21 protein-coding genes are annotated in these 21,873 nt (G+C 52.1%); 11 read left to right on the forward strand and 10 right to left on the reverse strand.

The window, feature by feature from the left end; translation table 11 throughout:
• Positions 1-11: 11 nt before the first annotated feature.
• Genes K3T83_RS10335 through K3T83_RS10345 form a run of 3 tightly spaced genes read left to right on the forward strand, consistent with a single transcriptional unit; the run spans position 12 to position 2,583 of the window.
• On the forward strand, positions 12-1,286 hold the full coding sequence (locus K3T83_RS10335; RefSeq protein ID WP_220202892.1) for an argininosuccinate synthase: 1,275 nt from the start codon (positions 12-14) through the stop codon (positions 1,284-1,286).
• Between the two features lie 48 nt (positions 1,287-1,334).
• Positions 1,335-2,084 carry a metallophosphoesterase family protein gene (locus K3T83_RS10340; RefSeq protein ID WP_220202893.1) on the forward strand — a complete coding sequence of 250 codons (750 nt, stop codon included), beginning with the start codon at positions 1,335-1,337 and terminating at the stop codon, positions 2,082-2,084.
• Between the two features lie 19 nt (positions 2,085-2,103).
• Positions 2,104-2,583, forward strand: coding sequence for a GNAT family N-acetyltransferase (locus K3T83_RS10345; protein ID WP_220202894.1), 480 nt, complete (start codon positions 2,104-2,106; stop codon positions 2,581-2,583).
• A gap of 103 nt (positions 2,584-2,686) precedes the next feature.
• Here K3T83_RS10345 and K3T83_RS10350 read toward each other — a convergent pair whose 3' ends face one another.
• Complete coding sequence (locus K3T83_RS10350) at positions 2,687-3,544, reverse strand: NAD(P)H-binding protein (protein ID WP_220202895.1); 858 nt, start codon at positions 3,542-3,544, stop codon at positions 2,687-2,689.
• A gap of 98 nt (positions 3,545-3,642) precedes the next feature.
• Complete coding sequence (locus tag K3T83_RS10355; protein WP_220202896.1) at positions 3,643-4,080, reverse strand: DoxX family protein; 438 nt, start codon at positions 4,078-4,080, stop codon at positions 3,643-3,645.
• Positions 4,081-4,409: 329 nt separating this feature from the next.
• Between K3T83_RS10355 and K3T83_RS10360 the strand changes: the two genes are divergently transcribed.
• Both K3T83_RS10360 and K3T83_RS10365 read left to right on the forward strand, forming a co-directional pair.
• Positions 4,410-4,994, forward strand: a complete 585-nt coding sequence (locus K3T83_RS10360; RefSeq protein ID WP_236064867.1) for a GH25 family lysozyme — start codon at positions 4,410-4,412, stop codon at positions 4,992-4,994.
• Between the two features lie 107 nt (positions 4,995-5,101).
• Positions 5,102-5,704 carry a nitroreductase family protein gene (locus tag K3T83_RS10365; RefSeq protein WP_220202898.1) on the forward strand — a complete coding sequence of 201 codons (603 nt, stop codon included), beginning with the start codon at positions 5,102-5,104 and terminating at the stop codon, positions 5,702-5,704.
• Positions 5,705-5,750: 46 nt separating this feature from the next.
• On the opposite strand, the gene K3T83_RS10370 is transcribed toward K3T83_RS10365, so the two are convergent.
• Together K3T83_RS10370 and mscL are read right to left on the reverse strand one after the other, a co-directional pair.
• Complete coding sequence (locus K3T83_RS10370) at positions 5,751-6,284, reverse strand: adenine phosphoribosyltransferase (protein ID WP_308441672.1); 534 nt, start codon at positions 6,282-6,284, stop codon at positions 5,751-5,753.
• A 240-nt stretch (positions 6,285-6,524) separates the two neighbouring features.
• Positions 6,525-7,013 carry a large conductance mechanosensitive channel protein MscL gene (gene mscL, locus K3T83_RS10375; RefSeq protein ID WP_220202899.1) on the reverse strand — a complete coding sequence of 163 codons (489 nt, stop codon included), beginning with the start codon at positions 7,011-7,013 and terminating at the stop codon, positions 6,525-6,527.
• 577 nt (positions 7,014-7,590) lie between these two features.
• Here mscL and K3T83_RS10380 point away from each other — a divergent pair.
• Positions 7,591-8,166, forward strand: coding sequence for a hypothetical protein (locus tag K3T83_RS10380; protein WP_220202900.1), 576 nt, complete (start codon positions 7,591-7,593; stop codon positions 8,164-8,166).
• The gene (locus K3T83_RS10385; protein ID WP_220202901.1) at positions 8,159-8,572 is read left to right on the forward strand and encodes a GntR family transcriptional regulator; all 414 of its coding nucleotides are present in this window, start codon (positions 8,159-8,161) and stop codon (positions 8,570-8,572) included. The genes K3T83_RS10380 and K3T83_RS10385 overlap by 8 nt, the downstream gene beginning before the upstream one ends.
• 93 nt (positions 8,573-8,665) lie before the next feature.
• Here the strand turns inward: K3T83_RS10385 and K3T83_RS10390 are convergent, their stop codons facing one another.
• Positions 8,666-11,104: an endonuclease MutS2 gene (locus tag K3T83_RS10390; RefSeq protein WP_220202902.1), complete on the reverse strand. Its 2,439-nt coding sequence runs from the start codon at positions 11,102-11,104 to the stop codon at positions 8,666-8,668.
• Between the two features lie 293 nt (positions 11,105-11,397).
• Positions 11,398-12,708 (reverse strand): hypothetical protein, encoded by a 1,311-nt coding sequence (locus K3T83_RS10395; RefSeq protein ID WP_220202903.1) that lies wholly within the window; start codon positions 12,706-12,708, stop codon positions 11,398-11,400.
• 299 nt (positions 12,709-13,007) lie between these two features.
• On the opposite strand from K3T83_RS10395, the gene K3T83_RS10400 reads away from it, so the two are divergent.
• From K3T83_RS10400 to K3T83_RS10410, 3 genes are all read left to right on the forward strand, one after another.
• On the forward strand, positions 13,008-13,361 hold the full coding sequence (locus K3T83_RS10400) for a peptidoglycan-binding domain-containing protein (protein ID WP_220202904.1): 354 nt from the start codon (positions 13,008-13,010) through the stop codon (positions 13,359-13,361).
• 186 nt (positions 13,362-13,547) lie between these two features.
• Positions 13,548-13,979: a hypothetical protein gene (locus tag K3T83_RS10405; RefSeq protein WP_220202905.1), complete on the forward strand. Its 432-nt coding sequence runs from the start codon at positions 13,548-13,550 to the stop codon at positions 13,977-13,979.
• A gap of 345 nt (positions 13,980-14,324) precedes the next feature.
• The gene (locus K3T83_RS10410) at positions 14,325-14,924 is read left to right on the forward strand and encodes a hypothetical protein (protein WP_220202906.1); all 600 of its coding nucleotides are present in this window, start codon (positions 14,325-14,327) and stop codon (positions 14,922-14,924) included.
• Between the two features lie 78 nt (positions 14,925-15,002).
• Here K3T83_RS10410 and lepB read toward each other — a convergent pair whose 3' ends face one another.
• Positions 15,003-15,749, reverse strand: a complete 747-nt coding sequence (gene lepB, locus K3T83_RS10415; protein WP_236064868.1) for a signal peptidase I — start codon at positions 15,747-15,749, stop codon at positions 15,003-15,005.
• Positions 15,750-15,781: 32 nt separating this feature from the next.
• On the reverse strand, positions 15,782-15,913 hold the full coding sequence (locus tag K3T83_RS57175; RefSeq protein WP_268963449.1) for a hypothetical protein: 132 nt from the start codon (positions 15,911-15,913) through the stop codon (positions 15,782-15,784).
• Positions 15,914-16,407: 494 nt separating this feature from the next.
• Here K3T83_RS57175 and uvrA point away from each other — a divergent pair, with 494 nt between their 5' ends.
• Entirely contained in the window at positions 16,408-19,587 is a 3,180-nt protein-coding gene (uvrA, locus tag K3T83_RS10420; protein WP_220202907.1) for an excinuclease ABC subunit UvrA, read from the forward strand.
• A 3-nt stretch (positions 19,588-19,590) separates the two neighbouring features.
• On the opposite strand, the gene K3T83_RS10425 is transcribed toward uvrA, so the two are convergent.
• Positions 19,591-20,850, reverse strand: coding sequence for a glycosyltransferase family 4 protein (locus K3T83_RS10425; protein ID WP_220202908.1), 1,260 nt, complete (start codon positions 20,848-20,850; stop codon positions 19,591-19,593).
• A 132-nt stretch (positions 20,851-20,982) separates the two neighbouring features.
• Positions 20,983-21,867 (reverse strand): peptide chain release factor N(5)-glutamine methyltransferase, encoded by an 885-nt coding sequence (gene prmC / locus K3T83_RS10430; protein WP_220202909.1) that lies wholly within the window; start codon positions 21,865-21,867, stop codon positions 20,983-20,985.
• Positions 21,868-21,873: the final 6 nt, after the last annotated feature.

Genomic DNA, 21,873 nt, shown 5'->3' on the forward strand with positions numbered 1-21,873 from the left:
TGCATAAATTCATGGCAACAGTTGTTCTTGCCTATTCGGGCGGCCTGGATACTTCAATCGCGATTCGTTGGATTAAAGAAAAATACGATCTGGATGTCATTGCCCTGACTATCGACGTTGGCAACGATCGCGATCTCCCGGCCATCGCCGAGCGTGCCAACAAAATCGGCGCGGTTAAATCGTTGATTGTTGATGCGCGTGCGGATTTTGTGAAATACTTTGTGTGGCCCGCGCTACAAGCAGGGGCGGTGTACGAGGGAGAATATCCTCTGGCAACAGCCCTGGCTCGTCCGCTGATCGCGCGCCTGATGGTTGAGGTCGCCAAACAAGAGGGTGCGGTTGCCGTTGCGCATGGCTGTACCGGTAAAGGCAACGATCAGGTTCGCTTCGATGTCTCCATCAATACGCTCGCGCCCGAGATCAAGATTATCGCGCCCGTTCGCGAGTGGAGCATGACGCGCGACAACGAGATCGCCTACGCCGCCGAGCGTGGCATCCCCATTCCTGTTACCAACGCCAGCCCTTACTCCACCGATCAAAATCTGTGGGGTCGCAGCATCGAATGTGGCATTCTGGAAGATCCCTGGGCCGAGCCTCCCGCCGATGTCTACGCCTGGACCGTCGATCCCGACACCGCAGCAGCGAAAGAGCCAAGCTATGTGGAGATCACCTTCCAGAATGGCGTTCCTGTAGCGCTGAACGGCGAAGAACTGGATGGCGTCACCATCATCGAGACGCTCAACAAGCAGGCTGGCGAATATGGCATCGGGCGTGTCGATCATATCGAGAACCGTCTTGTGGGCATCAAGTCACGCGAAATCTATGAGGCTCCGGCTGGTGTGGTGCTACTCGCTGCGCACAAAGCGTTGGAGAGCCTGACGTTGAGCCGCGACCAGATCCGCTTCAAAGAGATTATCGCCGGAGAGTACGCCCGCCTGATCTACAATGGACAGTGGTACAGCGCCCTGCATCAAGATCTGGCAGCGTATGTACAGAGCACGCAGCGCTTCGTCAGCGGCACGGTCCGTATGAAGCTCTCACGCGGACGCTGCGCGGTGGTTGGTCGCAAATCAGATCACTCGCTCTACAGCCTCGGCCTGGCAACCTATGAGACCGGAGATCAGTTCGATCACAATGCGGCGCTAGGCTTCATCAAGCTGTGGGCCTTGCCGCTGAGTACACAGGCACAGGCGCAACTTCTGCCATCCATCGGACTTGAGGGCAATCTACTCAACAGCAACGGCACGAAAGTCCAGATCGCAGAGAAGAGCGAAAGCCAGTCGTAGAGCGTAGAAAAAGGGACAATAAACAGGCAACAGAAAGGATGAGCAGGGATGCGCCTGGCTCTTATCTCCGATATTCACGGAAATCTCGTCGCATTAGAGGCCGTTCTAGCAGAGATTGCACAACAGAATATCGCGCATGATTCTCAACATATACTTTGCCTGGGTGATGTAGCGGCGTTTGGGCCTCAGCCGCTACAAGTCCTCGCCCGGCTCCAGAGCATCGGTTGCCCCGTAGTGATGGGCAATACCGATGCAGAGCTGTTGAATCCATCATTGCTACAACCTGCCAACGAGCCTGGCAACCGCTGGGAAGATATCGGACGCTGGTGCGCGCAGCAACTAACGGAGGCGGATAAAGCCTATATCAGCAGTTTCCAACCCACCATCAGCTATCCTTTTCTCAATGGGAAAACGCTGCTGGCTTATCACGGCTCCCCGCGTTCGTTTAGTGAACTCTTGCGCCCCACAACATCTGAGGAAGATCTGGAGCAGGCCTTCGCCGGCTATAACGCTCACATCATGGTAGGAGGGCATACCCATATGCAGATGTTTCGTCGTCATAAAGACATGCTCGTTTTAAATCCTGGTAGCGTGGGATTTGGAATGGATCGCGTCTCTCCGCTTGCAGAGGTGCGCCATCCAGCCTGGGCGGAATACGCAATTCTCAGTATAGAAGGTGATGCATTAAATGTGGAGTTACGACGTACTCCTTTTGACACAACCCTCTTGCTTCAAGCAATACAGAGCAGCGGTATCTCTCATGCTGAATGGCTTGCAAATACATGGACGAAAGTATAAATGAGAGCGAGAAAAACGTATGGCGGAATCAGATATTCTTATTCGTGAGGCACGGCGGGAAGATGCGGCGGCTATTGCGGCTATATTGCGCTCTTTATGTTGGATTGAACATATGAAAAACGAGGCTCCAGCTTCAACAGAGCAGCGTGTGGCTCATCTGCTGGAACAGGAAGAGCGCTCTGGCTGCAATACGGTACTGGTGGCCGAGCGTGAACAGGGAACAGTGGTTGGGTATCTCGCAGTACACTGGTTCCCCAACCTGATGCGCGGCATCGATGGCTATGTTTCAGAGCTGTTTGTCCATCCAGACGAGACGGGCAAAGGCACCGGGAGCCATCTCTTAGAGACCGTTCACTCCTATGCCCTCAAGCGAGGATGCACACGACTGATGCTGATGAACCGCCGTATCCGCGAATCGTACCAGCGCAGCTTTTACGCCAAACATGGCTGGGAGGAGCTGCCCGATGGAGCCTTTTTCAGTCTCAGTATAACCGCATAGTGAAGGTGTACAGGCCGATACTCTTGTTTCTAATGATGACAGATAGCAATTTTTATCAAGCGAGACTTTTCACATCCGCGTGGATGTGAAAAGTCTCGCTTTTTCAACTCCGAAAAGCTACAGCATGCTCGGCTGCCCATTGAGCGAAGGTGAGCGCAGGACGGCCAAGAATCTGCTCTACGGTATCCGTAGACGGTCCCGGCTGCTGGACGCGATCGACCCAGTAGCCAATCACCCTGTCGGGGACATCTTCGGGAAGGCCCTGAGCAAGCATCGCCTGGCGGAATTGCTCAGGAGCAACTTCCACCCAGGGCACATCTTTGCCAATGGCCTCGCTGATTATGTGGAGTTTAGCGCGTTGGGTGAGTGACTGTGGGCCAGTCAGCGCATAGGAGCGCCCCGCATACTCAGCGTTCACCAGTACACGGGCGCTGACGGCGGCAATATCTCGTTCATGGATGGTCGCCGTCGCTCCATCACCGTAGACTCCGCGCACGACACTCGCGTGGCGGATTTGTGGTGCCCAGGCCAGAGCATTCGACGCGAAATCAGCGCAGCGCAGAATGGTCCACTGCAAACCAGAGGCACGAACCGCATCCTCGACGGCCCTGAAAGCATCGGCAAAGCGCTGATATCCACCGCCATACTCTACGGTAACAGCCGACAGCGCAACCACTCGCTGTACTCCCTGCTCAGCCGCAAGCTTGAGCAGTTCTGCGGTCGCGGCCCCAGCTGTGGCATCCCCCAGAGCGCGTGGGCTAATAAAGATCGTCTCAATGCCACGCAGTACCTCTACCAGGGTATGTGGGCGGGTGGGATCGCCGCCTACCACGTGCGTGCCCTCAGGTAACACAGCAGTAGCAGGATGGCGAGTGACAGCCACGACTTTCTCGCCGCTAGCGAGTAGCAGGTTCACAACCTCACGTCCGACGTTTCCCGTCGCTCCAGTAACCAGAATCATAATATGTTCCTCTTTTCTATCGTTAAGCATCCGAATAACCATCGCATGGTTGTTATCTAGAAAGAGGGTTGTAGTCTCCTTTTTGGGACAGCCTCCCATCAGAACTTGACGGAAGAAAGAACTCCGAGAGTACGGCTTTGTGGTCGCAGCGCCCAGGAAACGAGCGTCAGAACGGCGAAGCCGAGGGCGAAGAGAGCATACACAGCATAGCCACACAGTGCATCCGAGACCAGTGCGCCTAGCAAGCTGATAAAGGAGCCAGCATATGCCCATTCTTTGAGCCGGGGCCAACCTGGTATCAGCAAAACAACGCCTGCAAGCGGCTTGCATATTCCGAGGATTGTGAGCAAATATACAGGGTAGCCTAAGTGGTCAAAGATGGTGACAAGAGGCTCGCCGATGAGCATGTTTCGCCCATGTACCAGGGCCATCACGCCGCCTAATAAAAGCTCGAAGGCCACGATTGCCGTAGCTGTCCAATAGCCAATTACCTTCAATTTTCTCACGCGCTCTTCTCTTCCAGTTATCGTTGACATACTTCTTTTCCTCTCCTGATTAAACACATCCAGGCATTTCTTTCAGTTTTACCCGGTCAGATTTTTATTGCGATCAGATTGCTCTGTCATTTTTCTGACACGCCAGATCGAGAGAATGTGACCAGGAGGCGAATATGTTATCATCGACATAAAGTCATATCAGTGGAAGGTTGGTATCATTGAGCATGACGCGAAAAATTTTCAAAAGAGGCTTCTTCTCGCTTCTATTCTTACTCCTCTGTTTCTTTCTACTCAGTGCCCTTATGTACGCGGGGATCGTCTGGCCTAACAATCTATTTGTCTCCAATTACAGGATGCGCGGCCTCGACGTGTCGAATCATCAAAAGCAGATCGATTGGCGCAGCGTGGCCCAAACTGGCGAGTATACCTTTGTGTTTATCAAAGCAACCGAGGGTACAGCATACAAAGATGCCTATTTTCAGGCAAACTGGCGTGGGGCAAAAACCTATGGACTGCTCCGAGGCGCATATCATTTCTATATTGAGTATCTCAGCGGCGCGGAACAGGCTCACAACTTCATCAGCGTGGTTCCGAAAGAACCCGGAATGCTCCCGCCTGTGTTGGATCTGGAAGTGACAGGGAAGGATCGCATGGCGATGATCCGTGAAATCAAGGCATTTCTTGATCGGCTCGAACAGCACTATGGGATGAAACCAATTATCTATACGGATAGTGATAGGTATATCGAATACGTCAAAGGCAACTTTGACGAGTATCAGGTCTGGATGAATTCGTCACTGCTCCCCATCCAATGGAGTGGCGTCAACACCTGGACGTTCTGGCAATACTGTAGCCGTGGCCGCGTTTCTGGTATAACCGAGTTCGTAGACTTCAATGTATTCTACGGCAATAGAGATGAGTTAAATGCGATGACAAAACAATCCTCTGCATAACCCACTTGTCGAATAACAAAACCGATCTATAATAGAACATATAGTTTACATTTCTGCTGAGATACATAATAAACTCAACAGATATATCAGTAATAGACATGAGAAGAATGGATACATTTCAGAAAAAGATTACGACTACGGTACGTGAAACTATTCAACAAAGACGCAGTATTGGCAAGATGACGGAACAATGTCCTTCTCGTGAGCAGATCCAACAACTGCTGGAGGCGGCAACGCACGCACCCAATCACCATCGCGTCGAACCCTGGCGCTTTTTTGTGTTCGCAGGCCGGGCACGTGAAGAGTTCGGCGAGGTGCTGCAAGAATCGCTGCTAGCGCGTATGGAAGACAAAACCAGCGAAAAGGCTCAGGCATTATTGCACAAAGAGCGCAACAAGCCGTTAGAGTCGCCGGTTGTGATAGCGGTTGTAGCAGACCATGCCCAACAAGCCAAAGTGATGGATATCGAGAATATCGAGGCAACAGCGGCAGCAGTACAAAATATGTTGCTGGTTGCAGAAGAGATGGGGCTGGCTGCTAAGTGGCGTACGGGAGATGCTGCCTATGATCCCCTGGTCAAGCGCTGGTTAGGAGTGAGCCACGAAGATCACATCGTTGCGTTTCTCTATGTTGGTTTCCCTGCGATCACGCGTGAGGAGCGCCATCCAACGCCAGTCGCTCAGAAAACAACCTGGCTTGGTTGGGAGTAGCACGTGTATGCGGATGGGAGTTGCTCCCCTCATCCGCATGCATCGATCAGTATTTGATGAGGGCAAAAACGTCGTGCCCCTTCAACTGCTCGCGGCCCTTGAGGAAAGTCAATTCCACCAGGAAAGCAATGCCTGCGATATGGCCTCCCAGCTTCTCCACCAGTTCCATCGCCGCCGAGACGGTTCCTCCAGTCGCCAACAGATCATCGACGATCAGGACGCGCTCTCCAGGCTGAATCGCATCCTTATGAACCTCGACGACATTTGTGCCATATTCCAGAGCGTATTCGACGCTAACGGTCTGGGAAGGGAGCTTGCCGAATTTGCGCACAGGCACAAAACCGCAGTTGAGCAGATACGCCAGTGGCGCTCCCAGGATAAAGCCGCGCGATTCCACGCCAACGACGGTTTGAATACCGGCACCGGCATAATGGGCGGCGAGACGATCCAGAGCGGCATGAAACGATGGACCATCCTGTAACATAGGAGTGATATCCTTAAACAAGACCCCTTTTTGTGGAAAGTCGGGAATATCACGAATCCGATCTTCCAGGCGTATTGGCTCGGATGTTGACGACATGAGCAGTGTTCTCCTCTGTCCTTACAAAATCTCAGAATAAAAAGGGGTGTCAGCAAATATCTCACGCACCCCGGTTTTCATCAGCAGGCGACATCAGCCACATTACAGCATCATCAGTTGTCCACCGCAAAGTATACTCTAGCCTACGCGCTCTGTGCAAGCAGCACAATTTTTATCGTCAGTATCATGTGCTGCCGCTATCCACTAAAGGCATGTGCAGAGCAGCAGCACAGTTAACCCTTACGACTCCTCGGCGGGAGGCAATTGGGCAGTACAATAGGCACAACGGGTCGCCTTCAATGGCACGGTACTCAGACAGAACGGACAATCCTTCGTGTGGGGAGTTTCAGGCTCCTTCTTAGGGAGAAAACGATCCTGTAAAGCGGTGACGGGACGCACAACGAAGAAATAGATAATGGCCGCCACAATTAAAAAGCTAATGATAGCGTTAATGAAGTCGCCAACCAGCAGTTTCCCTCCTCCATAGAGCGGGATAAACAAGGTTGCCAGGTTTTGATTGCCAGTCACGGGAATAAGCGGAGTGATGATATCTTTGACAAAAGCAGTGACGACGCTGGTAAAAGCTGCGCCGATCACGATACCAACGGCAAGATCTACAACGTTGCCGCGCAAAATAAACTTTCTGAAGCCACCTAACTCATCTACGCCGATCCGCCAACCGCGCGAACCAACGTTTCTCACCGTCTCAAAAGCACTGTCCCTGTCCATAGTTTACAATACAACTCCTTCATGTATTTGATGGAACCGAGTGGATGTATCGGGCATCCACTCACAAATATACCACGAAATACCACCAAATTCCGCTATATTTGTATTCACTTCCCAGGTCGTTATCGAAGGTCTACCAGATACTCAGGCAGGGAGAAAAAAAGAGGATGAAACCTGTACGTTTCATCCTCTTAAACAGTATTTTTAGCACATAACTCTGGGACGGGCCAGCACGACTCCTACTGACAATCCAGCAATGAAGGAGACGAGCATGCAGATGATGATCCCCCAATCAAGATTCATAGGTGTTGTCCTCTCTGGCAAAAACGCAGATAGCTTCTGTAGTAATAAAGACGCTTGGCACACAGGGTTTATTCAATCAAAGTTATACGTCTCTATCCCTGCCAAATCAATGACCAGCGTGTGCCATCTTTGTGCCAGTTGGAGGACAACAACCCAATAACCCTGATCAACTGTATCAACCTCTTGACACAGTCTCTGATTATCTGTATCATATGGGTGATACAGATAACAAGTTTTTTTCTGCAAAAACTATTCAGAAGGAAGTACCTATATAGTGGTCAGGCAAACCATGCAATCTCACGTTGCTTATGCTGATGTCAGTGAACGCCACCTCTCTGATTACCGTTCAGGGGTATTTCCCTGGCTCTTTGCATTGCTGTTCGCTGCTAACTGTTCACTTCTCCTTGTCCTGCCTCGATTGTTGGGCCAGACAGAACAGTCTGTACCAGCTCTCTGGGTGCGTCTTGTGATCTGCCTGGGTATGCTCCTTATCATGCTTGTTGGAGAAATTTGTCAACGTCGTGTTGTCACACTGCCTCGCCTGATCGTCACAACCGATCCAGCCGTTTCCAGACATGCAGACGAACTCTTGCGCGTGCTGGTTATCAACTTTATGTATCGAGGAATTGTGAACAACGTACGCAATTATATTACCCTCCAATGGTTCTTTTTCCTGCCCTGGCTTCTCTCGTCGCCTTCCCTGCTCGCAGGCCAGTTGTTCGTAACGTTCCTCTGGCTACTGTGCTGGCTACCTACAGTGTGGCCGGGGCAAATGATGAGCGCTATCTATCTGGGTGGCAGAAAGACAGGATGGCCCTGGAGAAAAAGGAGCCTTGTAGTACGTGCCTGACCTTTTAATCCTTCTCAATCACAACAGTTCAGTGCCACCATATGAACAGATTCGCTTACAACTACGTACACTCATTGCCTCGGCAAGCTTGCCACCAGGTCAACGCTTGCCCTCAGTACGCCAGTTTGCCAACGATCTTGGTGTCGCACCTAACACCGTCGTCCGGGCATATAATGAATTGGAACGCGAGGGGTGGATCGTCACGTCGGCGCGAAAAGGGGTCAGGGTAGCAGATCGATCGCCGCAGTTCTCAGAGCAGGAGCGTCGTAAGCAACTTGCCAGCGCTCTACACCATCTGCGTGTCACTGCCTACCAATTGGGGATGAGTGTCACGGAAGTGCATGCCGAAATCGATCGATATTGGGATCAACCACTCTCTGTAGATGGAGATCCAGAGCTTTTTTGATAAGGAGAAGAGAGAGGAGTCATCCTAAATTTTTCTGAAGAAGGTATTGGGTCTAGTAGAAGAAAAATTTGGGATGACTCCGCCGCACTCAATTTAGCCACTTAATTTGACGACCGTTACGCCATCGCCGCCTTCCTGTGGAGGTGCGGAGGCGTATGATTTTGCCAGAGGATGACGCGCAAGTTGCTCACGAACAGCGGCACGGAGCGCCCCCGTTCCCTTGCCGTGAACGATACGGACCGACGACATGCCCGAAAGCGCCGCGTCGTTGAGATACGTCTCCAGCTCTTCCAACGCCTGCTCGACGCGCCAACCGCGCATATCGAGCTGGGTGGAAACAATGGGACGATCGTCATTACGCGGGAGCACAACGTTAACCGTTGCATATTCCTCTTTCGCCGCTTTGCGCTTGCTGAGCCGCTCGATATTATCCACATTGACGCGGAAACGTAACGCACCCATCTGCACCTCGGCCTCACTTCGATCAGCGGAGAGTCCAACCAGTTCCGCATTCTGACCAAAGCTGAGTACACGCACCGTATCGCCAATTTGCAACGGCCCTGCAAGTCGCTCTGGTTCTGGCTCCCTCTTCCGTGTGCGAACTGGCTCTGGAACGGAGCGTACTTTCTCCTCAAGCTGACGCGCCACTTGACGCGCTTCACCCAGGCGCTCACGCGTCATATTGACACGGCTGACATCGATTTTGATCTTTGCCAGTTGCGTCTGCACCTCTTCCAGTTCGCGTCGTGCCTGAGCACGTGCCTCGTTGAGAACTCTCACACGCTGCTCTTCCAGGGTATGGCGCTCCTCTTCAAGCTGTTTGCGCTGATACTCCGCTTCGGCTCGCTCCATGTTGAGATGGAACAGCTCATCCTCAACGGCCTTGCGCTCCGTTTGCAGCCCTTCAAGCAGATTTTCCATCCGCACGCCAGCGCTGCCCAGGAACTCGCGCGCCCGCTCGATAATATCTGGCTCCAGGCCCAGCCGATTTGCAATTGCCAGCGCATTACTGCGTCCAGGCAGACCAATGCTCAACTTATACGTTGGTGACAGCGTCTCGATATTGAACTCGACCGAGGCATTGACCACCCCTGCCTGCTCATGAGCGAACGCCTTCAATTCCGAGTAGTGCGTGGTCGCCACTGTCGTTACGTGGCGCTCCAACAGATAGGTCAGGATAGCACGTGCCAGCGCCGACCCCTCGCTCGGATCGGTACCAGCTCCCAGTTCATCAAGCAGTATGAGAACCGGCAACTGATCCCGCTTCTTCACCAATGTTTCTGACAATCTGCCGCGAATATCAGGCTCAAGCCGCTTCTGCTCCTCATCCACGCGCCGCAAGATTTCGATGATGCGGCTCAGGTGAGACGAGAAGGTACTCAGGCTCTGCTCAATACTCTGTTCGTCTCCAATATCGGCAAACACATCGTTGAAAACGGCGATCTCCGAACCGAAATCAGCCGGAATATGCAAACCCGATTGCGCCATCAACGTAAGCAAACCGACCGTCTTCAGCGCCACCGTTTTACCGCCAGTGTTTGGACCAGTAATCACAACCATAAAGAAGTCGCGCCCAAGATGGAAATTAGTCGGAACCACTTTCCCGGTCAACAACGGGTGGCGAGCATTGCGCAAATCGATGCGTCCCTGATCGTTGAGGCGCGGCGCGTTGGCGTGCGTCAAGCGAGCATAGCGGGCCTTTGCCAGATGGAAGTCAAACTCAGCCAGCAGTTCAACGGCAACCTTGAGCGACTCTGCCTCCTGCCCGATCTCGCCCGAAAGGACGCGCAGAATACGCTCAATCTCCTGCCTCTCCTCGATTTGCAGTTCGCGCACTCGGTTATTGAGTTCTACAACCACCATCGGCTCAATAAACACTGTCGCACCGCTGGAGGATTGATCATGAACAATGCCGCGCACGTGGCCGCGACTCTCCGCTTTCACAGGAATAACATAACGATCATTGCGAATCGTGATGATCGGCTCCTGCAAAGCGTTGCCGAACTCGTTGACCAGCGTTCGTAAGCGCTCCTGCAAGCGCTGATTGGCACCGCGAATATCGAAACGTAGTTTGCGCAAAGTCGGACTGGCGGTATCCAGAATCTCGCCATCTTCGCTCACCGTCTCCTCGATGCGATGCGCAATGCGGGGTCGCTGTGGCATATCGCTACCCAGACTGTGCAGCAACGGGAAGGTCTCGGCATCAAGCTTTGTCAGCAATTGAGCGACGTAGAGCGAGCTACGAACTGTCTCCAATACTTCTACCAGGTCGGAAGGCAGCAGGACACCATCACGAGCGGCACGAGCCAGCAGCGAACGCACGTCATGAGCGCCGCGCACTCCAGCATCAGCAGACAGATCGATCAAACGGGAGGCTTCAGTGGTATAGGCAAGACGACGCCGCGCCTCCTCCAAATCGGGAGTTGGCTCCAATGCCATGACCAGATCTTTGCTGGCAGAGAAAGCGGCCTCCCCCGCAATCTTCGCCAGAATTTTGGGATATTCTAGAGTTTGTAAACTTTTCTCGTGCATAGTCGTGTCAAAGTGTCCTTAACATACAAGACGCGCCCCGCAGAGCGCTCAATTCTACCCGATTTACAAAAAATAACTCCTGTAAGATATCACATCTCACAGTCCGATGGAAGAGGAAAAGCGATGTTCTGGTGATTATCCACAGATTATCATCTACTGATCGTTCATCAAGCGGGAGTAACAGACCACCAAGGGGGATCAAAGCAATAACACAGAATAGTGAATAGCGTACGCGTATTGATATTTCCTCTCTATATTACAAATATTCCCAGCTTTTTATTCCCGCTCACCTGCTATTGCTCTTTACGTTGTTTTGACTTTCGCATCCAGAGCGAAACATGCGTCGGGCGCATAGCATCTTCAACGACTTTTAAAAGATGGGTACTCAACTCCATTGGGTCGGCTCTATTATGCGATGTCGCGCTGAAAGCTGCAATCACCTGCGCTGCATTATATTTACTGCGATAAAAACGACGGTCAATGCTCTCCTGCAAACGCCTGCGCAACGGCTGCAAGAGCGCTACCACAATCAAGGTAGAAATAATCATCGCGGGCGCATCGGACTGGCCGATCAGATGACGCGATAAAGTGCCGAGTGCCAGCACAAGTCCAACGTAAACAAGAACCAGGATGATCGTCAGCGTGCCATAGACGAGCGCCCGATTAATGAAGACATCGACATCCCAGAGGCGATAACGCAACATCGCCATCAAAATCGAAAGTGAGAGCAAAGAGAGAAACGTGCGTATCGCTACATAATAAAACATATTAAAAAGTGAGCCTGGTTCGTTCAGCACAGGAAATATCCATTGCAACGAGTACTGAATGGTCTGCTGAAGCACCACCAGCACGCCGCAGAAGAGAACCCATTTGGTTTGCTGGCGCTCTACAGGCCCATAGACATGTCGATAGCGATAGACTTGAGCGACAAGAACAGCCGCCATACAACCGTACCAGCAATAGCTAAACACCAGCCCGCACCACTCCTGCCACTCAGGAGAGACGGAAGGCATATCAGCCAGCAAATTGCAGGGCAGCCCGATGCTAAACCAGACGATCAAAATCCAGCGGGTCCAACGAGGAGCCAGCTTTCCGTCTGGAAAAAACACACCTAGCAAGGGATACATCGTCTCAACGAGGCCAATAAAGCCCATCAATACCCATTGCCAGAGCATGGGCAAGGGAGATAAAAAATCTGGTGGGCGCGTATCCATCGTTGCCTGTAAAGCGGCCAGCAGAGAGACGCTAAGGGCAAACCAGTGATTGAAATTCTTCCAGGCGATAATTGCAGCTACCAGCCACCAGACCAGCGCCGAAGCCACCATCAGTACGGCAGAAATCCACACATACCTATCAAGGGTGAGACCTATTGCATGTAACGCCTGCAATGTATGCATATTGGGCTGGAAAGCTGAGCAGGTAGCAGCGCTCCCATGGCATATCGTACTCATCAGCTCAAGGTAGCGGGGAAAGAAGAAACAGGAAAGAGCAACCAACGACGGAATCAAAAGAGACCATAGAATACGCACACAGACGAGAAGCCGATCTGATGGAGCGGCCTCTGACACGTAAGAAGATGTCTCTTGTGTTTGTTTGACCAGCATTGATTGTGCCTCTTCGCTTCGCAACTATACATGAGAATGGACGACAACACCTGACGGGGATCAAATCCTCATCATCAGCTTAACATAATTTTATGGCAGTGAGAACAGAGATACTATGCTCTTGCTCGCAAATAGAAGAGGCCTCGTTCCGCCATAATCGAGCCTTCATCACAAATTATCTCTTCAGTTCCCATCACGTGAGAAAATGGCCACACACCAACAATAGAGTTTTGGCGAGTATTTACAATAAAAATAGGATTACGCTTCCTATATTAACTACAACGAAGGAGAATATATCAATGAACAATAAACTGGTACGAACGCTCACAATCGGCGCGTTTGTCCTTTGTGCTCTCTTATTTGCAGCAATCACTTCTACGCACACATTTGCCGCAACAAGAAACGTCGCAGCGGCAAGCCCTCTCATGGCCGCCAATCATGCTTGTCCACAGACGGTACGAGAAGGATCAACGGGAGAGGCAGTGGTTACGCTCCAGGTTGAGTTAAGCTGGATTTTTGGCTACAACGTCCGGGCTGATGGGCGTTTCGACACACGAACCGATGCGGCTGTACGAGATTTCCAGAGCAAACATGCTCTGCCCGTTACCGGTATAGTCGATCCCATAACCTGGCACGCATTGGGCGAATGCTAACACCTGATATGGCAGCAAACGGTGATCTGAGCACAGAGAGCCTCCCTTCTCCGTACTCAGATCACCGTTTTTTCATGGCGCACTCTGCATGGTCATCACTCCACAAATTTTCAGGTGGAACTTCTCTGGTATCTCAACGTATATATGTATTAGGCGAGATATAGACAAGGATTGGAGCCACAGATCATGATGCTTCACAAGGGAGAGCGCGTCTATTGGGGAACGCCAGAGGTTATCTATCTGGAAGGAACGATCACTGCGTTCGATGAAGAGAAGCAGACGGTCACAGTTCACGTTGAGCGAGCCACGCCACATTCGGCCCATTTGATCGGCTCAAACGTGCCTTTTGCAGCGAATGGCATCAAACCCTTACAGGGAGAGAGTCCTCCTGGCACAACCAGCGAGCACAGTTCTCAGCAACAACCACCGCCACCGATGAGCGACGACGAAAAGATACACAGAGCGGCAGCGGCGGCTGTTCATCAACAATATGGATACCATCTGCCTGCCACACAAGAGGAACAGCTTATTGCTCAGGTGGTCCAGGTAATACAGAGCGATGCTACAATGAGACGGCAAATCATCGCTTCCATGAACGAAATTTTGCGTAGAGAGTAGCAGACAGACAGAGTGGCAGGTGATCATATGAATTGTAGCCAGTGCAACCAACCTCTAGCCCCAAATTCCCACTTTTGCGGCAACTGTGGTATGTCCATCGCTCCCGCACCATCAGAGATCGCGTTGGATGAGACGCAGCGCGTCTACCCATTACCTCCTCATCACCAACCGCCGCCAGTATCTCCCGGCCTTCCAATAACGCCTCCTGCATCAGCGAGAACCCAGCCGCCATTCATGAGGCCGTCAACAGCCAATCCGTCATACCCACAGAATACTATGTCTCCATCAGGTCCACCTGCTCCGTTATCATATTATCAGGCAAATCAAACTCAATCAGGAGCAAACATGTTTCCGGCGACAATGAATGCAAATCCCAGAGCAGCGTCTGGACCGGCAAGGCGACCTGGACGGGCCGCGGGTTGTATAGGATGTCTGACAGTAATTGTCCTTCTGCTGGTTGTAGTGGGGGCAGGTTGGATATTCGGAATGCAGCCATATCTACATACAATGGCACAAACACAGATCGATAACGCAATGGAGCGGTCCGTACAGCAGATTCCACCCCAGGCCGCGCAATTACCATCTGGTAGCACCATTCCAGTACAGGAGAGTGCATTGACAAATATGATCGTACTCAACCTGGCTCCATCAGACCCCATCAAGCAACCTGCGGTAAGCATTACACCGCAGGGTGTACGGCTGGATTTCCAGGTAGAGACGCCAATTGGCACGATGTCAAACGCCATCACAGGCGTTCCTAAAACGGTCAATGGTCAGCTGCAAATGAGCAATGTCACGGTAGAAGGGCCAGTCGGACTGGTCATGTCCTCCGCCGATTTCACGACCTTATTAAACAAACATTTTGCAGAAGCACAAACGCGCATACAACATCAAATCAAATCGGTCCAATTGAAAGATCATGAAATGGATCTGGTCCTTAGCTAGCCATTATGACCGCAAAAATTATTATCCATAAAAAAACACTTTGTCCGGGCAAAGTGTTTTTTTATGCGTTTTGTCTTATTAAGAGCGCTTCCACTCATGTCTGCGTCGCCAACCAACAAACATACCAGGCAACACCACCACCAGCAGGGCCATCGTATTAAACGGCGTGGTATCACCGGGCGACGTTGTACCAACCTGGGGATTATGAATGATTGGGCAGACATCTTTGGTCGTCACACCAGCAGAAGAGGGCACGCTGGTAAACACACTGGAGAAATTGGGGAGCAAGCCATTATTGTCCTGCGCAAGTGGCCAGTAGACGACGGCGGCCCGTCCGATCAGATTTTTCTGCGGCACGCACCCCCAGTCGCGCGAATCAGAGCTGCCTCCGCGATTATCGCCCATGACAAAGTACGCACCGGGCGGCACGACGCGATTGGTAAAGGACGGGTAAGGATTGCCCTGATGATGTGGCTCAACATAGGCTTCGGTCAACTTCTTGCCATTGACATACACATCCGTATTCTGGACGGTAATCACATCACCCGGCAAGCCCACAACCCGCTTGATATAATCCTGAGCAGGATTCGGTGGAGCAACAAAAACAATGACATCACCACGTGCTGGCGCATGAAACAGATAGGACCACTTATCCACCAGGATCAATTCCTGGTTATGGAGGCTCGGCTCCATGCTCATACCGTCAATGTTAAAGTTCTGAACCGCTAAACGAATAATGAGAAACATCAAAACGGTCAGGACAATCGTTTCGATAATCTCTCGAAAGAGTCGATAGCGTTTCTCAAAATCAAACTCTGAATCCACCTGCGCTCCTTAAATGCAACTATGCACGTTTCCTAAAGGATCAACAGCATCAAAGGCAATATTCGACGCACTTCATGATCGCCTGGTGAGGCGCGCACTCCGGGTTGCACAGAGAACGCTGCTTCTGACAGATGAGGGTCGATATAGACCGTGTCAGCATCCATGCTTTTTCCCTACATAATGTTCTGCTTGCTACTCAATGTAGGAGGTAGGACAATAAATCTGATTGCTGCCCGTCCAACCTATTCTATTGTAGACCATCCTAACAAATGGCTCATCTATTTATAGGCTATAATTCGTAAATTCATACTTATTTTTAGGAATTATTTGCTATCTCTTTGCTGTTATATAGTGGGAATACACAATTTCGTTACGGCACTCTATTGAGCATGCTTTTGCACTCTCTCATAAAGATACAATTACTCTGTAACCATCTGCACGCTCCCATTACCACTTGACGGAAAGGCCGCAGTATAGTAGTGTTAGGTGGAACGTTTGTTTGCATCATACTATTTTCTGTATGTTGTTTATTTTTCGACTCTTGCCGCAAGCAACCAGCACTGGCGGCATTTTCAGGTGAAGCTATGAAATCTCGCTGGTAACTCGCAAGTATCTCATACATATTGTAACGATTGACAGTGACGGATGGTTGGATTTTATGTCCCAAGATAAAATTGTAATTCGTGGTGCCCGCGAGCATAATCTAAAAAATATTGATGTGACCATTCCCCGCGATAAGCTGGTGGTGATTACCGGCCTCTCCGGTTCTGGTAAAAGCAGCCTGGCCTTCGATACGATCTTCGCCGAAGGGCAGCGCCGCTATGTCGAGTCGCTCTCGGCCTATGCCCGGCAATTTCTGGACAAGATGGAGAAGCCGGACGTGGATCATATTGATGGCCTCTCACCAGCCATCTCGATCGACCAGAAGGGCGCGACACACAACCCACGCTCGACTGTAGGGACCGTCACTGAGATTTACGACTACCTGCGTCTCCTCTACGCTCGCATCGGACATCAGCATTGTCCTCAATGCGGACGCGAGGTGAGCCAGCAAACACTGCAACAGATCGTCGATGCAGTATTGAGCCTGGGCGAGGGTACACGTATTCTCCTGCTCGCTCCTCTGGTGCAGGGACGCAAGGGCGAGTATAAAAACATCTTTGAAGAAATGCGACGTTCGGGCTATGTCCGCGTGCGCGTCGATGGTAAGATCCTCGATCTGAGCGAAGAGATTGAACTGGACAAACAGAAAAAGCACACGATCGAGGTCGTCGTTGATCGCCTGATTATCCGCAAGGGCAAAAAGGAACACGCAACCGATACCTCTGATGGCAGTTCGTCGCGACCTCAACTCAAGCGCGTGGCAGAACGACCCTCGCTCTACGATGTAAACGCTGGCAGCGAACTGCGACAGAGCGAGCCAGACGATGCCGAGCCACTCCCAACGTTCCACGACGATGTTGACCCGGCCTTCCGACAGCGCCTCAGCGATTCGTTAGAGACGACGCTCAAGCTTGGCAACGGCGTAGTGCTGGTCTCGGTCGTGGACGGCGAAGAGATCCTGTTCTCAGAGAAGGCGGCCTGCGTCTACTGTGGCATCAGCCTGCCAGAAATCGCGCCGCGTACGTTCAGCTTCAACAGCCCGCACGGTGCCTGTCCAACCTGCACGGGTCTGGGCATGCAACAGGTGATCGATCCTGAACTGGTCGTAACGCACCCTGAGCTGAGCATCCTGGAGGGTGCTATCGCCCCCTGGAGCAAAGTTGTCAATGGCAGTACGTGGTATCGCACGATCCTAGAGGCGGTGGCCCATCGCTACGACTTCAGCCTGGAAACGCCCTGGCGGGAGTTAAGCGAGGAGGTCCGGGCAATGCTGCTCAACGGCTCACCCGAACCTTTGACCATTCGCTATACCAATCAGATGGGCAACACTCGCACGCATATCGTGCATTTTAAGGGCGTGATTACGACGCTCAACGACCGCTATAGAGAAACCGATAGCGAGGGCGTGCGCGAGGAGATCGAGGGCTATATGTCGTCTCGCCTCTGCCCCGATTGTCGCGGCGCTCGCTTGAAGCCAGAGGCACTCGCAGTCACGGTGGGAGCGCGCAATATCGTTCAGGTCACCCGCCTCTCGATTACCCTGGCCCAACGCTTCTTCCAGGAGCTGGAGGCCGAAAATGGCACGGCCAGTGCTCCAGCACAGGCTGTTGGAGTAAGCAAAAAGAAAAATGGCAACGGCAAAGCCAATGGGCTGGGTGATCCACTGGCAAAGATCAACCCCCGCGAACCGCTGGTACAGGGAACGTTGAGCGAACGAGAACGCTTCATCGCCCGACAGGTGTTGAAGGAGATTCGCGCCCGCTTGCAATTCCTGATCGACGTGGGCCTCGATTACCTCACGCTGGATCGAGCGGCCATGAGCTTATCAGGAGGCGAGGCACAGCGCATTCGTCTGGCAACTCAGATCGGCTCAGGGTTGATGGGCGTCCTATACATTCTGGACGAGCCGAGTATCGGCCTGCATCAGCGCGATAACGAGCGCCTGATCAAGACGCTCACCCGTTTGCGCAACCTGGGCAATACGCTGCTGGTTGTCGAGCATGACGAAGATACGATGCGCACAGCAGACTATATCATCGATATCGGTCCCGGCGCGGGCGAACACGGCGGACATATCGTAGCACAGGGCACGTTTGATGAGATCGTTGCCAACGAACACTCGTTGACCGGCGATTATCTCTCGCACCGTAAACGGATTGCCGTTCCAGCAGAGCGGCGACCCGGCAACGGCAACACATTGACCATTCACGGGGCGCGTGAGAACAATCTGAAAGATATCGACGTTGAGATCCCGCTCGGCAAGTTCGTTGCGGTGACAGGCGTCTCCGGTTCGGGCAAGAGTACACTCGTGACCGATATTCTCTATCGCAAACTGGCTCATGCTCTGCATCGCGCCCACGAGAAGCCGGGTGAGCATGAGAGCATCGAAGGGCTGGAACACCTGGACAAAGTGATTGATATCGATCAGTCGCCGATTGGTCGCACACCGCGCTCGAACCCCGCAACCTATACGAACGCCTTCACAGGCATACGTGAGTTGTTCGCACAGGTACCGGAGTCGCGTATCCGAGGCTACATGCCAGGGCGCTTCTCCTTCAACGTGAAGGGTGGACGCTGTGAGGCCTGCAAAGGCGAGGGCATCGTGAAGATCGAGATGAACTTCTTGCCCGATGTCTATGTTCCCTGCGAAGTCTGTCACGGCAAGCGCTACAATCGTGAAGCGTTGGAGATCCATTACAAGGGCAAATCAATCTCTGACGTGCTGGATATGACAGTTGAGGAAGCAACGGAGTTCTTCGCCAACGTTCCCTCAATCTACAACAAGATGAAGACGCTCAACGATGTGGGTCTAGGCTACATGAAGCTGGGTCAACCCGCCACCACACTTTCGGGCGGTGAAGCACAACGCGTCAAGCTGGCAACAGAGTTGTCACGCCGTGCCACTGGCCGCACGATGTATATTCTGGACGAACCCACGACGGGTCTGCACTTCGCCGACGTTGATCGCTTACTTGATGTCTTACAACGCCTCGTCGATACTGGCAACACGATTGTCGTGATTGAGCATAACCTGGATGTTATCAAAAGTGCGGACTGTTTGATCGATCTTGGACCGGAGGGTGGCGACAACGGCGGTCGCGTCATCGCCGAAGGCACACCCGAGGATGTCGCGGAAAACCCACAATCCTACACTGGGCACTTCCTCAAACGCATGTTTCTAGAAGAGGCAGAGTTCGCGCGTAGGCAACAAATCAATGAGGCGGTCGCAAGGTAGCAGCTAGCTCCCTTGCCCTGCCTCGGCTTTATCTTTGCGAGAGCGATCTGACGATTGCTCTCCAACTTTTCCCCCCGTAAGCTCCTGCGTAGTGGACTGAACTGGAACGCCCCGTTTTCTTTGCCGGTAATCGATCCAGATAATCAACGCCGCCATCGTCAGCACCACCAGGGCAATACCGATCAGCTTATAGACACGTTCAAATTCAAGTGCCAGAACACCAAAGATCAGAGTGAGGCCATAGAAGATATAGCAGATCTGACGTGCTGTTAAGCCCGCTGCCAGCAAGCGATAATGCAGGTGCGACGAGGTATCATGCTGAGCAACGGAGCGCCCTCGCCTGAGACGGCTAATTACAACGACAACGACATCAAGGATTGGAATGCCAAGCAACATCAGTGCCAGAGCAACCTTTGCCCCACCTATGACCGAGAGTACCGCCAGACAGAGGCCGAGAAATTGCGAACCTGTATCGCCCATAAAGATTTTTGCCGGGTTCCAATTATGAGGAAGGAAACCCACCACAGCGCCGGTAAATGTCGCCGCCAGGACAGCGATACTGTATTGCTCCAACGTGCAACTGATAATAGTGATAAACAGTCCCGCAATGGCCACCACTCCAGTTGCCAATCCATCCACCCCATCAATGAAATTGACGGTATTCATCATCCAGACCATCCAGAACCAGGTACACAACACCGCCGGGATCGCCATCCAGGTAATATCAGCAGAGTCAATAAAGATCGTAATCTCCGGCCTGAGATACCAGGGCAGGAACAGTGCCTCGCTCGGAGTCGTATGACCCATTCCGAACGGATTGCTAAAGCCAAACAGCAGCACACCATGAAATTGTGAGCCGAACGGTCCAAGAATAATAACGACCGCGATTGTCTGTGCAATCAGCTTCGGCAGTGGCTTGAGACCTTTGATATCATCGTAAATATGCACCAGCACAATGAGCGTAGAGGCCACCAGCAAGAGCCAGTAGCGCACCATTTCGTCGGCTGGCACCTCTGTATCAAGCTTGTAGAAAATCAACGAAGCGATAACAAAACCCAGAAATATCGCCACACCCCCCAGGCGTGGGACCGGCACCTTATGTATTCTGCGGCGCTCTACCGTCGAGCGATCCAACCAACCCAGCTTGCGACTAATCCTGATAATACCAAATGTGAGTCCATATGAGAGGAGACAGGCACAAACCCCACCACCCACGATAAAAAATAGCTGAGAAAATAGTTCAGCCGATCCTGCTAAAGCCATCGAGATACCCCCTTATGGGAGAAGTATTTTCGTGCAATCCAGGCAAGATACAAACGAGCTCCTACCTCTCTGCCGCTATAGAAAACCATCCTACTAAGAAAACGCGCAGATAGACGATCTTTCGAGTCCCTATTACTTTCGTCCGTGTACGACTATCTGTAATATGCGATCCCATCCAGCATAATCTTTTAGAGATGTTACAGCAGATTGCGGCCATAATTCAAGAATCAGACATTTCAATGATTCTTGCTGCTGATACCCAATCTCCAGGAGCATAACAGCGGCAGGCTTGAGCAGATCAGATTGGTGTAGCTCTCGGCAGAAACGCTCCAACAGATCGAGACCTTCCGGGCCGCTGAAGAGAGCCAGTTGAGGTTCATAAGCGTACACGTCGCGCGGCATGGCGTGCATTTCTTCGGTGCCAACATAGGGCAGGTTGGCGGTAAGAATATCCACCGGCTCAGGCAACGGTGCCAGAAGATCGCCCTGCAACAGACGCACACGATTCGTAACATGATGACGCTGACAATTGAGTTGAGCCACTGCCAGGGCATCATCAGAGATATCGCAGGCATAGAGATAGGGCAGGCGCGGCTCTTCAACTGCAAGCGTAATGGGGATAACGCCGCTCCCTGTCCCGATATCGGCCACAATCGGAAACGCTTCAGCGGTTATTTTCTGATGAATTTGAGCCAGGGCAGTTTCAACCAGTAATTCGGTTTCGGGCCGGGGAATCAGTACACGCGGATCAACTATGAAATCGAGACCATAAAACTCTTTATGCCCCAACAGATAAGCCACAGGCTCCCCCTTGCTCCGACGCTCGATAAGCCCAAAGAACTGCGTTGCAAGTGTGGGAGGTATCTCGCGTTCGGGATAGGCATACAAAACACTGCGCTCAACGCTCAAAAGATGTGCTAATAAGACCTGGGCATCGAGCCGTGCCCCTGAGAGGCCAGCCTGTGTCAGTTGCCGCGTTGCCTGCTCCAGTGCACCTTGAATAGTTGTAGCGGTCATCAACGC

It is taken from the genome of Reticulibacter mediterranei, assembly GCF_016587455.1.